Genomic DNA, 12,295 nt, shown 5'->3' with positions numbered 1-12,295 from the left:
GTTTCAATTCCTTCTGGTGCGATTAAGAGAATGCGTTGAAAAAAGAAGACGGGAAAACTTTTTTCAGTTTCAATTCCTTCTGGTGCGATTAAGAGCGCACCGTTGGCGATGATAAAGTGCGAGAGGAACATGTTTCAATTCCTTCTGGTGCGATTAAGAGGAAAATATCGGTCGCTTCGATCCGGAATTGTTCGATGTTTCAATTCCTTCTGGTGCGATTAAGAGCCTTCCACCAGTTGTGCCAATAGTAGTTCTTTATATGTTTCAATTCCTTCTGGTGCGATTAAGAGAAGTCTTCTATAGGAATTATTGTTTACATTGTTTATTTGTTTCAATTCCTTCTGGTGCGATTAAGAGTCGCTTCTTTAGCTTCCGAAGCTTTTTGATTGCCGGTTTCAATTCCTTCTGGTGCGATTAAGAGAACATTCTCGCACATATATTGCTTAAGGGCAGCGGTTTCAATTCCTTCTGGTGCGATTAAGAGGGCTCCAACCACTGAACCTGGTGCAGCCCGTACTTAGTTTCAATTCCTTCTGGTGCGATTAAGAGATTGTACGAATTTATTCCATCCATGAAATTCTTATGTTTCAATTCCTTCTGGTGCGATTAAGAGGATCGGCAGGAACCTCTACAAGATAGGGCACAGGTTGTTTCAATTCCTTCTGGTGCGATTAAGAGATTTTTCTGATAAACAATGTCACAATTCATTGTGTAGTTTCAATTCCTTCTGGTGCGATTAAGAGTTCACCATTTGTGAATACGTGTACGCCTTTACGTGGTTTCAATTCCTTCTGGTGCGATTAAGAGCGCTTTCGGTGTCCATGAACAAATTTTCAGTAAGTAGTTTCAATTCCTTCTGGTGCGATTAAGAGAGTTTATGCTGAGGGATCACTGAACCAAGATCGACAGGTTTCAATTCCTTCTGGTGCGATTAAGAGTTCGAAAGTTCCTTTGTTCAGTGAGTCGATTATTCCGTTTCAATTCCTTCTGGTGCGATTAAGAGTTTAGAACCCGCTTGTGGAGGGGGTCATATTAGTAGTTTCAATTCCTTCTGGTGCGATTAAGAGTTCGAATTCGAACAACTGAGAGCCGTCTTTCCATTTGTTTCAATTCCTTCTGGTGCGATTAAGAGATTTTTGATCTCTTCCCTGAGTTCATCATCGATGAGTTTCAATTCCTTCTGGTGCGATTAAGAGTCAAAGTAGCGATCTCTGTTTCATATCCAGAGATTTGTTTCAATTCCTTCTGGTGCGATTAAGAGTGGTACTACTTATTAGGAGTAAACGAAGTATATTTAGTTTCAATTCCTTCTGGTGCGATTAAGAGAGAGGTTGACGACTTACCGTTTTAATGATTAATTTGTTTCAATTCCTTCTGGTGCGATTAAGAGGCAGTGAGGGGTAAATTTGCGAGTAGCGCAACCCTTGTTTCAATTCCTTCTGGTGCGATTAAGAGAAGAGGTTGACGACTTACCGTTTTAATGATTAATTTGTTTCAATTCCTTCTGGTGCGATTAAGAGAAAAGAGCCGACAATCCGTTCGACGTCGTTGAAGAGTTTCAATTCCTTCTGGTGCGATTAAGAGTCACAAGACGTTCAAACCTTACGTATTGTCGTCGGAGTTTCAATTCCTTCTGGTGCGATTAAGAGAGTTAAAGGAGATTTCAGTACTTACGACCGAAGAGCGTTTCAATTCCTTCTGGTGCGATTAAGAGAGTTTCACCGAGAGAAACTTTACTGGAGATGAAAGTGTTTCAATTCCTTCTGGTGCGATTAAGAGGGGCTTTTGCAATTTATATAGCAGAGTGAATGCTAAGTTTCAATTCCTTCTGGTGCGATTAAGAGAATAATATAGCAAAGGAGAACTCCGCGACTAACGCCGTTTCAATTCCTTCTGGTGCGATTAAGAGAACCATACCGTTACCGTCAGTCCTACCTTTCGTTCGTTTCAATTCCTTCTGGTGCGATTAAGAGCATTATCGAATATTAACTTAAAATACGGCTATTGATAGTTTCAATTCCTTCTGGTGCGATTAAGAGACGAGTCCGGAACGTTTTTCTACTCGCTTTCTCCCGAGTTTCAATTCCTTCTGGTGCGATTAAGAGCATACCGTTTCGAGATTATAATGCGATAAATCTTTTGTTTCAATTCCTTCTGGTGCGATTAAGAGTCGTTGAAAACGACTGAAAATAAGGCTGAAAATCAGCCTGTAAACACAAAATAAACTTCGTTTTTGAAGTAGGAAAGTTGTCGATAGGCAAAAATATAAAAATTCCCGACCATCGACAACTTATTATATATGTTGATTTTCAGTATGTCAATGATCGCTGTCCCTGTCAATTGCTCGCGCAACCGTGAGAAAAACCTTCCATCGACAATCGAATCACAGAAAATTATCGGTGCTACTTCGCTCTTTCCCAATAATTTGTTTGTCGAGAAACTTTTCTGTACGACTCGAAAAAATAATCAACGAATCTTCTTCCGTTTTCATTATTTTCTCCGCCAATATAGTCAATTCTTTCAATTTAACCTCGGAAATATCGCCTTCAAAAAACGAATTCTGTATCCAATTCAAATAGTTGCGACACAATTTCAGCATTTTCCCGACGCGCTTTTCTCCCACATCATATACCAAAATTACATACACCGCTCAAACCGTATTTAAAACAAGTTGGATCGCATTCGGCATTTTTTGGAACAAAAAATGGGTTGCTATATTTCGCCCAAATATATTCAAAATATATGTAAATAGACAACATAAAATACATAAAAATCAATTTTCAATCTTTTTCCCCCATCAGATGCTTGTCGTTCTATTTTTTCCGTCACATCATTCAGCGTTTAATGGCTGATTTCTTCCATTAAATATAACGTAGTACTGTCACATTCAATGCAGCTGACATGAAAGCAAAACCTCTTCTTTTATTCATGGCGTGAGTCCTCCCTATTTTCAGAACCACTTTTGGCCATTTCTTAATTAATTTTTTATCGAGTTGTGTATAAAATCTTGACTTTTTTATATAAGTTTGTGCATTGGAAATTTTTGTTTATCAACCTGTAAATTTTGTGGACATACAAAACCGAAAAGCTTATAATTATGTAATGATCGATTAATTTAAAAAACACACAAATGAAAAATGCAAATAGGAAAATCCCGAACCTCTATTGCCAATCGTATTGACAAGTAATTAAACCAAAAAAATGAAAAAACGGCTATTCCTATTGGGTGGACATGATTTGGAAATGTTGGAAATAAAACGACTTTTAAAAAATTTTCCGGATATTCTTGTTTTTGACAAAGGATTAAACTGGCAAAATGCAGATATATCCTCCTATGAGGATATTCTGACTGAATATGGAAATAAGGAAGAGGCAGAAATATATGGTATAGAACTACATTTTAAAGAGGCTTCAGAATTGCCATCCAATTACCATATTATCGATCATCACAATGAATATAGCGAAAAACCTTCTTCACTTGAGCAAGTTGCTAATTTGCTGCATGTTAACCTTTCGAGAAAACAGCAATTAATTGCAGCTAACGACAAAGGTTATATACCGGCTATGCAGAAAATGGGAGCAACAACGGATGAAATGGAAGAAATTCGTTTCCTTGACAGGCAGGCACAAGGAGTTACTCTGGATGACGAACAAAAAGCAGAAGTTTCTGTCAGGGAAAAAATCGTTGAAAAAGACGTTATCGTTGTTAAGGCTTTAACCCATCGTTTTTCTCCAATTTGTGATCGTTTATACCCCTATAAAAAATTGTTGATTTATACTTCCGATACACTTGTCTTTTATGGAACCGGTAAAAAAAAGGTTGTAGAGTATTACATTGAAGCCATTAAAAATGGTAAGATGTTTCATGGTGGGGGAGACGAGGGTTTTATCGGCACCGTACAAGGTGTTTATAAACATGAAGAATTAATGAGTATCAAAAATAAGATAATCAATTTAGTAAGTCAATAAATTGTATGAAAAGTTATCACATTTTTTATTTCCCGTTTAAATGGCTGAATCAAAAGACGTCAGAGAGCGTATTGGCCGAACAAACCGATTTAACGGCGATTCCTGTCAACCCTCATGCCAATTGGTTAAGAAATCCGGAGCCTTTGAATGATGCCGAAAGGGAACAGCTTTATAATGAGAAGAATTTTTTCTACAAATTTGTGCATCCTGTTTTGTATGACCAGGGCAAAGAAGACTCCATTATTTATCACTACGAAAGAAAAGAACCTCGACAACGGGAGGTTAGTTATATTATTTCAACAAAAGATAAAACGTACCGCTTGAAAGTAGCAGCCATAAATTTGAATTTGTATGCAACAGGAGTGGGTATCTTAATTTTTTATTTAGCCAATGATCTAGAGAATCAGCAGGAACCGGAAGATATTTTAAAAATAAACCAATATGGCCGACGCATTTTTCCGCCTTTCTATGCCGATATTGAAGGGAGATCGGAAACAGCAAATTATATTCAAATCGATGGACTGAATGGAAAACCATCACTCTATAAGGAAGATTTTTCTTCTTATGCCATTCATTATAAAACATGGGAGCCGGCCTGCTTCATTAAAAATTTAATACATGATTGGTCTGAAAACATAACCATCATACCAGCCATAGACGACCGCATGTTCGTGAATTGTTGGTATGCCAATAAAACGTTGGCCAACTTTTTAAAGAACGACAATGAGAGCCTGGAACATTTCTTTATGGACAAAAATGAAACAAACGATTTCTGGTACAAATATATTTATGTGGATGCCAACTATGCCAGTTGCCAGAACGATGAAATGAAAAAAAGGCTATTATCCAATCAAACAAATAAAAGATGGCAGAAAGAAGGTACACTGTACGGTATGTCTCGCTATTCTTTTGTATGTTTAACCAATGAAGATTGGTTCCCGGAAAACATTCTTGCGGTTTACATGCGAACGATGTATTCTCGAATGATTGAACTTATTCTTCTGCAACGGGCTTCCCGGTTGCGTTTTTCCGATGAAGTAACTCGTCAGATGATTGCTTTTCCTAAAAGTAAAGAATTGAAACAACCTCTTCTCGATCAAGTGGGTTCACTGCATAAAGAATATATCCGGTTTCTCAATCAGATCCATTTTTCAGAAGTTACCGCCCAAGACCAGGGCATAGAATTGTATAATCTACTCTATGAAACCTTAAGCATTGAAAACCATATCAAGGAACTGGATCAAGAAATTGCCGAACTGGATCAGTACATTAATTTGGTGGATGATAAGATACGCAATAAGAACGCCGAGATCCTGAATTATATTGCTGCTTTCTTCTTGCCAATTTCAATAATTTGCGGCTTATTGAGTGCAGCTCGAGAAAATGAATATCTCAGCCTTGTGCAGATCGCGACAATTGGGTTCTCTTGTTCTTTCATCTTGGTAGGAATATTACGAATCATCAAAAATAAATAACTATGGAACCAGTAGAGGCTAAAAACAATGAAAATGTAAATGCACCAACCACGGAAAATGTCTTGGCTGACAAATCGTTTTTGAAGTCAAGCTGTGAAAAACAATCGGGCAAATCATGGCTATATGCAATCGTGATCGCAATAATGGGAATTATTGCCGTAATCGGTTGGATTATCTTTACCTTAAACAACGAGGTGGCCGGTTATATCTCAAATGGAAATTTCTTTGCTTATTTTTTTCTGCATTGTATTTTTTTAATCGTTTTCCTGACACTTGCCGTCTTGTTTATAAAAATTTTCCGGGAATTCTCTCAGAAGGAAGAAAAAAAGGAAGAATTCAACCGCAAAAAAGAATGGGAAAAACTCCAGCATGAACTTTATCATGCCAACAAGAGCGCAAATGAAATAAAGGCACTGGAAAAAAAGATTGAGGATTTGGAAGAAAAGATAAATAAATTTCCGGATAACAATGAAACGAGAAAACAGGCAGAAGTAACTCTGCTATTAGCTATAGGATTGATTTCGCAAGATGCCTCGTTGAATCCTCTTTCAATGATAGACAAATTAGAAAAAATAGAAGAATATTATCATGCAATAAAAGATAAGCTAACAAATATAACTCTCTGACTATGCATAAATTAGAAGTAACACTCAAACAGCATACTCCCCTGATCCATTTTCAACACGATCAGGAAGGAGCAACCCTGCGGGCAACAGAAGTTAAGCCCAAACTCGATCGGTTTATTTTAACCAAATTAGGAAAAAGTCCAACACCTGATCAAATCTCCATAGGACATAAGGTATTAAAAGAATGTGATAAGAATTTGAATTTTGATGAATTGACTCCTTATGAAAAAGGGAAATTCATAGCAAAAGGTTTAGGTTGGCTGATAGGAAAAGGAGAACAGCCGGCGCTGGATTATAAGATGAAAATTATATCCGATAGTAATGATGATAATATAAAAATGCCAATTGAGATAAAAGGGACGATAGATGAGAAGGGAAGACCGGTTCAGGACCGTGATAATAATGGGAACCTATTGTATAAAACTACTTTCTCGTTAATCTTAGCTAATATGGGTGGAAAGAAAAAATCTGAAATAGTCAATTTTTCTTTTTCGAATGAAATAAAAATTCTTTTTAGTTCATTTTTTGTTGAGCTTATTAATGTCATTGAAAACGAGATTTACGAATTTTTTATGGTAAATAATTTCGGCAATCGATGTGATAAAGGATTTGGAAGTTATACGGTAGAAAAAATTAATGATACCCCTTTTGAATTAGATGAACAATATTTTGAAGAAAATACTTTTGTTCTTGAGTTTGAATTAAGAAGAGCCGGTAATTTGGATTTGAGTTATTTTAAAAAAATCTTTGGAGTTATAGATTATTTTTGGAGAAGATTAAAACCCGGAATTAATTATCCGAACAATTATATTAAATCTTACCTATATCATTATATAAATCAGGAGTATCAAAAAACATGGGAAAAACAAAGAATCAAGGAATATTTTCATATAGGAAATACAAATAATCAAAATATTAATTCAAATCCTCCTATTTTTGCAAGAGCCTTGCTTGGTTTACCGGATAAATTTGAATTTGAAAATCAGAAAGTTACTATTGAAATCACTCATCCTGAGATTGAGAGAATTATGGCACCAATTCATTTTAAGCCAATTATCGATGGCGATAAAGTAATTATTTATTTATTAATAAAAAATGAGCATTTTGAAAATTTACACCTACCTACAGATTTCACATTTACAAACAATAACAATTCTATGACCCTTCCTCTTGACATAAAAATAGATTACTATGATTTTTTAAATAAATTCTGTTCTTCATTAAAATTTGAAAATAATCAACGTGTATTCTATCCTATTTCCTATACAGGAAAAAATATTTTAGGAAATAATAACTTTGTAAAAATTAATATTATATGAATTATACCGCCATTTCTATCGGCCCGATTTATAAGACACTCGCTGAGGCGAAAAAATCAAGAGAACTGTGGGGAGCAAGTTATTTGTTTTCATACATAAGCAGGACTCTTATTGAAAAAATTAATAATAAGAGCAACTCTCTTATTTTGCCATTTTATCCTGATTTACCCAATGAAATCGATGGACTGGGTGCAGGATTTTTCGCTGACCGAATCATTTATGAAGGAGATGTAAAAAACAAAATTGAAGACATCAAAAATGATGTATTTGGAAAATTATCGACCGAATCTGGGATTAATAGCAAAGGTCAACGTAATTTGCCTGAAGAATATTTAAAAAATTATATTCGAATCACCGTCATTACCTTTACTTTGCCTGTAGAACTCGAAGCTACAAAAAAAGAAAAAAATATTGTATCGGTGGCCAATAAGTTACTGGATAGTGCCGAGCTGCAAGAAAAATATTATCAGGATATTACCGATATCGATTGGCGAACAGCGATAGATAATCTGAATAGGGAAATATTTTATAAAAAGGCATTTAAATCTCCGTCAAATTTTCTTTTCCCTTCTTTACTGGAAATAGCCACCGATGATTTTCGAAAAATAAATGAATCGAAATATCAATTATTAACAAAAGAAATATTAAACAGTAAGTCAGAGAATCTTAAAGATCAAAACGAGCAAGATAATGAAAATCAGAAAAATTTTATCCTTGCCTTAAAAAAAGATGAGGAATTCAAATCCTTAACATTCAGACCTTATCATGAATACGTCGCTGTTGTTGAAGCGGATGGTGATAATATTGGAGAAACAATTAGAGTAATTGGAGAAGATACCGATCAAATTCAATCCTTTTCCGAAGCTTTGTTTAACTTTTCAAAAGAAGCTACACGAAAAATAAGCGATTATGGTGGAAAACCTGTTTATTCGGGAGGAGATGATTTGCTGTTTTTTGCTCCGATCGCTTCGATGGTGGACAATAATAGAAACATAACTCCTACGCTAAAAAGCATTTTCGGATTATTAGAAGAAATTGATGATGTTTTTGCTCGTAATATCGTTGAAAATGAAAAGCTGAAAGATCTTTATAAAAAAGATGATGACGGGAATGCTAAAGTAAAAGAACCATCTTTAAGTTTTGGCATAAGTGTAAGCCATAACAGGTTTCCACTGAATGAATCGCGCGATACGGCACACTGCCTCTTGCGCAAGGCGAAGGAAGGGAATAAAAACAAAATATGCTTTGAGCTGCGCAAACATAGTGGACAAAGTTTTCGCGTTACTATCGATAAAAGTAAATCCGAGTCCTACAGGCTCTTTCTTAATCTCATGTCAACTATTCCTTTGGACAAGGAGCTCTTAACATCTTTGATTTTTAAACTGAGAATCAGCCACTTGCTGTTAAATCAAATTGCAAATGATAAAAAACGACTGTACATTTTTTTTAATCAGGAATTTAACGTTGATTTAGATAGTCCAACAGACGGGAAAGATAGTTTTATCAAGGATACGGTAGATTATTATTACCAATTGGCAATGGATTTCCCAAAAGATAATGTTCCTTTACCCGAAAAAGAAACGAAAGCTGATACAAGTAACATTGGGAAATTATTCAGTACCCTCCGATTTATGAAACATTTAATTGATGAAAGCGATGAATAAGACTTATTTCGTTACCTTAACTCCCTATCAACTTTATTTTTTCGGCAGAGAACGGGAAAAAGTTGCCGATTATTATTTGAAAGGGAATTCACTTCCTCAGCAAACTGCTTTATTGGGTATGGTCAGGTATCAAATCCTAAAGCAAAATGATTTATTAGAAAATAATAAAGTTAAAAATGCAAATGAAGCTAAAGACTGGATCGGGGCGAAAAGTTTTCAATATGCCGATAAAGATATGGATTTTGGCAAAATCATATCTTTAAGTTCGTGTTATATCGTAAAAATAGACTGTGATGATACAAAAAAATATCTACCCACTTATCCGGAATTTTTTCATGATCTGAGAAAAATTGGCGATAATTATTTCCTTCCATTCTATGATCCTAAAAAAGGTTATGCTTTGAGGTGGAGAAATAGTAAAGATCAAAACGATTTTTTGGAAGATAATTTTTATGAGGAAGTGGAACGGGTGGGAATCAATAAAAATTATGAAGGGAAAACAGAAGAAGATAGTTTTTATAAACAAGTATGGTTTAAAATGAAAAAGGGGTATGCCTTTGGTTTTTATTTGACTCTTTTAGATGAAAGGGTAACTTTTCATGATGCGGACGTTAATTTGGGTAAAGAAAATGCAGTCTTTCGCATGAATGTCATGGAGGATACCTTGCCTGAAGAATCACACAACAATGCAGATAATGCTGTTGTTCTAACCTGCGATGCTTTTATTGAACCTTCCATTCGAGATAAATGCCTTTTTACTGCATGCGATAATGTTCCATTTCGCAATCTATGCAACAAAACAGATCCGTCTCACAACCATTATGGGTTACATAAAAATAACAAACGCATTCAGTTGATTAAACGAGGATCAGCATTCTACCTTGATGATGCCGATAAGGTAAACAGTTTTATTAAAGCGTTGAACGATGAAAAAAATTTCAAAAAGATAGGATATAATTCATTTCAAACATTTAAACTCAATATTTTATGAACCAACTTTTTTATACAATTCAATGCAAAACCAATTTGCATGTAGGTAGTGGGAAGGCTAACTATGGTGTAATTGACCAGTTAGTGCAGCGTGATCCTACTTATCAGTATCCCACCATATACGCCAGTTCACTTAAAGGTGCCATAAAAGAGTATTGTTATCACATCGGATTTAAAGAAATGAAAAAGGTTTTTGGCTCGGAAAAAGGGACAGATGGCAAAACGGATCATGATCATTCGGGAATCGGATCCTATAAATTTTTTGACGCCAATTTGTTGGCTATTCCTGTTCGATGCGATAAGCAGGCATTTGTTCATATTACGTGTCCTAATATTTTAACAGATCTAAGTGAAAAACTCCCGGATCAATGTGAATTAAAAAGGGCTTTATCATCCCTTATTGAAAAATTAAGTGATGAAACTGCTGAAAAATTAAGTGATAAACCTGCTGTTGCAATAACTTTTTCTGAAAATCTAAAGGATGCCACTATTGAAGATTTTGATATCAAGGCTAAAGATAAAAATATACAATTAGATTCGTGTATAAAAGAACTATTTAATGGATACGAAATAGTTATAGTAAAAAACAATTATTTTGATAGGCTTGTCAATGATTTGCATTTGCCGGTAATTGCTCGCAATTATCTGGAGAATGGTGAAAGTCAAAACTTGTGGTATGAACAGGTAGTGCCGCGTTTGTCCTTGTTTTGGAGCACTGTCTTATATCCTGGTGATGAAATATTATTTACGCACCTATTCGAACCGAATGTTTTAGTACAAATCGGCGCCAACGGTTCCATTGGGTATGGCTACAGTTCATTTTCAGAAATTAAAATCAACTAATTATGCAGTACAGAGTAGATTGTTTTATACCGAAAGCTTTTGAAGCTATTGAAAATGTAAGAATTAATGATAAAGGATTTATCGATAAAGGCTCTATCCCTAAAGAGTACAAAGGCTATATCGCTTCTTTGGGTGCCAACATTATCCAAGCCGGCATAAGAGCTGCTCTTATATTTTACGAAGAAGAAGAATCTGGCAGTAAAAGTGATAAACGACTAATTAACGCTGCCATAAAGTACATTATTTCAAATTCTGCGGATAATTTTTCTGATTATAAATTATCAGAAGTTTTGAAAGACCTCTCTCTGGAAGAGCAACAAAAAAAGGCTGAAGAAATTATGGATGCTGCTACCGCATTGAAATTGGCTTTACGAACCTATAAAATGAAATAATATGCCTACTGTAATAGAGAAATATAAAAATGCTAACCTTGGGTGGTTTTACTATAAGCACTATTTCAAGTCTCCTGATGCTGAGGATATTCTTGCCAATCGGAACGAAACGATTGTAAAATCTTTGATAAATAATTCGGAACAATATTTTGATATACCCCAAGAAACAGTATCTTTTTGTCTGAAAACTATTTATCCCGGTCTGTTAATCGGCAGTGGTTATACCCATGAAGCTATATTTAATAATAAGGAAGAGAAGGAGGAAGCTATCAAAATTGGTTTTTTCTTCGATCATACCACGGGAATGCCTTATATTCCGGGACATAGTGTGAAAGGGGTTCTTAGAAATGCTTTTCCCAATCATAAAAATGAAAAATTCGTTGAAGAAAAAACAGAAACGATTATCGATTATTTAGGGAAAAAAGATGATGAATTGATGGTTTTTTTCAAAGAATATTTATCGTCCAAATTCAAGAATGATAATCAAGATGATGCACCTTCTTTTTCACATAAGCTTTTTGTAGAACTTTTAGGTAATATCATTTTTGAAGGAAAAGAGCCATGCGCTTTTAATAAGAAAACAAATAGTCTCGAATACAGACAAATTCCTATTTACAAGCGGGATATTTTTTATGATGCTTATTTTTATGAAGGAAATAGAAATAGAGAGTTTTTAGGAACGGATTACATTACGCCGCATCCGAATCCATTAAAAAATCCCAATCCCATCAAGTTTCTCAAAATATTGCCGAATGTGAAAATTAAATTTCAATTCGATTTGAAAGATAATTTAATTAGTAAAGAGCTTAAAAAAGAATTGTTTAAGAAAATCTTACTCGATTTCGGTATAGGCGCCAAAACCAATGTGGGTTACGGTAAGTTTACAGAAGTATAATTTCAGAACTGAAAAAATACGAATGAATTAGCCCGATTTATCGGCATTTGCTCTTTGACCTGTTGAAAACTTGCGTCGAAGACGCTATGTCTTTAAATAGTCGATAATTTGAATTACTTCAG

The 12,295-nt window shown here is 34.9% G+C and carries 10 protein-coding genes and 1 CRISPR repeat array; of the genes, 9 read left to right on the top strand and 1 reads right to left on the bottom strand.

Translation table 11 applies throughout. From position 1 onward, the window contains the following. A CRISPR array of direct repeats spans nucleotides 1-2,170; the repeat unit is 29 nt; unit sequence GTTTCAATTCCTTCTGGTGCGATTAAGAG. A gap of 213 nt (nucleotides 2,171-2,383) precedes the next feature. Continuing rightward, on the bottom strand, nucleotides 2,384-2,647 hold the full coding sequence (gene cas2 / locus OLM34_RS08615; protein ID WP_264406659.1) for a CRISPR-associated endonuclease Cas2: 264 nt from the start codon (nucleotides 2,645-2,647) through the stop codon (nucleotides 2,384-2,386). A 596-nt stretch (nucleotides 2,648-3,243) separates the two neighbouring features. Here cas2 and OLM34_RS08610 point away from each other — a divergent pair. From OLM34_RS08610 to cmr6, 9 genes are read left to right on the top strand one after another with little or no spacing between them, the layout of a single operon-like run. Then, nucleotides 3,244-3,969, top strand: a complete 726-nt coding sequence (locus OLM34_RS08610) for a hypothetical protein (protein WP_264406658.1) — start codon at nucleotides 3,244-3,246, stop codon at nucleotides 3,967-3,969. A 5-nt stretch (nucleotides 3,970-3,974) separates the two neighbouring features. After that, entirely contained in the window at nucleotides 3,975-5,444 is a 1,470-nt protein-coding gene (locus tag OLM34_RS08605; RefSeq protein WP_264406657.1) for a hypothetical protein, read from the top strand. Between the two features lie 2 nt (nucleotides 5,445-5,446). Then, nucleotides 5,447-6,070 (top strand): hypothetical protein, encoded by a 624-nt coding sequence (locus OLM34_RS08600; RefSeq protein WP_264406655.1) that lies wholly within the window; start codon nucleotides 5,447-5,449, stop codon nucleotides 6,068-6,070. A 2-nt stretch (nucleotides 6,071-6,072) separates the two neighbouring features. Then, nucleotides 6,073-7,389, top strand: coding sequence for a hypothetical protein (locus OLM34_RS08595; protein WP_264406653.1), 1,317 nt, complete (start codon nucleotides 6,073-6,075; stop codon nucleotides 7,387-7,389). Then, complete coding sequence (cas10, locus tag OLM34_RS08590) at nucleotides 7,386-9,053, top strand: type III-B CRISPR-associated protein Cas10/Cmr2 (protein ID WP_264406652.1); 1,668 nt, start codon at nucleotides 7,386-7,388, stop codon at nucleotides 9,051-9,053. Before OLM34_RS08595 ends, cas10 begins: the two co-directional genes overlap by 4 nt. Next, a complete protein-coding gene (locus OLM34_RS08585) occupies nucleotides 9,046-10,044 on the top strand; it encodes a type III-B CRISPR module-associated Cmr3 family protein (RefSeq protein ID WP_264406651.1) in 999 nt (332 codons plus the stop codon). The genes cas10 and OLM34_RS08585 overlap by 8 nt, the downstream gene beginning before the upstream one ends. Beyond that, complete coding sequence (gene cmr4 / locus OLM34_RS08580) at nucleotides 10,041-10,886, top strand: type III-B CRISPR module RAMP protein Cmr4 (protein WP_264406649.1); 846 nt, start codon at nucleotides 10,041-10,043, stop codon at nucleotides 10,884-10,886. Before OLM34_RS08585 ends, cmr4 begins: the two co-directional genes overlap by 4 nt. A gap of 2 nt (nucleotides 10,887-10,888) precedes the next feature. Then, on the top strand, nucleotides 10,889-11,278 hold the full coding sequence (locus OLM34_RS08575) for a type III-B CRISPR module-associated protein Cmr5 (RefSeq protein ID WP_264406648.1): 390 nt from the start codon (nucleotides 10,889-10,891) through the stop codon (nucleotides 11,276-11,278). Between the two features lies 1 nt (nucleotide 11,279). Further along, complete coding sequence (gene cmr6 / locus OLM34_RS08570) at nucleotides 11,280-12,173, top strand: type III-B CRISPR module RAMP protein Cmr6 (protein WP_264406647.1); 894 nt, start codon at nucleotides 11,280-11,282, stop codon at nucleotides 12,171-12,173. The last annotated feature ends 122 nt before the right edge of the window (nucleotides 12,174-12,295 follow it).

Source organism: Anaerorudis cellulosivorans (genome assembly GCF_025943985.1).
GTDB classification, from domain to species: domain Bacteria; phylum Bacteroidota; class Bacteroidia; order Bacteroidales; family Dysgonomonadaceae; genus Anaerorudis; species Anaerorudis cellulosivorans.
This window is presented reverse-complemented; position numbering and strand designations above follow the sequence as displayed.

Bases quoted from the DNA above. Each gene is read 5' to 3' on its own strand.
- OLM34_RS08575 (WP_264406648.1), top strand. From the start codon at position 10,889: ATGCAGTACAGAGTAGATTGTTTTATACCGAAAGCTTTTGAAGCTATT.
- cmr4 (WP_264406649.1), top strand. From the start codon at position 10,041: ATGAACCAACTTTTTTATACAATTCAATGCAAAACCAATTTGCATGTA.
- cas10 (WP_264406652.1), top strand. From the start codon at position 7,386: ATGAATTATACCGCCATTTCTATCGGCCCGATTTATAAGACACTCGCT.
- OLM34_RS08605 (WP_264406657.1), top strand. From the start codon at position 3,975: ATGAAAAGTTATCACATTTTTTATTTCCCGTTTAAATGGCTGAATCAA.
- OLM34_RS08585 (WP_264406651.1), top strand. From the start codon at position 9,046: ATGAATAAGACTTATTTCGTTACCTTAACTCCCTATCAACTTTATTTT.
- cmr6 (WP_264406647.1), top strand. From the start codon at position 11,280: ATGCCTACTGTAATAGAGAAATATAAAAATGCTAACCTTGGGTGGTTT.
- OLM34_RS08600 (WP_264406655.1), top strand. From the start codon at position 5,447: ATGGAACCAGTAGAGGCTAAAAACAATGAAAATGTAAATGCACCAACC.
- OLM34_RS08610 (WP_264406658.1), top strand. From the start codon at position 3,244: ATGTTGGAAATAAAACGACTTTTAAAAAATTTTCCGGATATTCTTGTT.
- OLM34_RS08595 (WP_264406653.1), top strand. From the start codon at position 6,073: ATGCATAAATTAGAAGTAACACTCAAACAGCATACTCCCCTGATCCAT.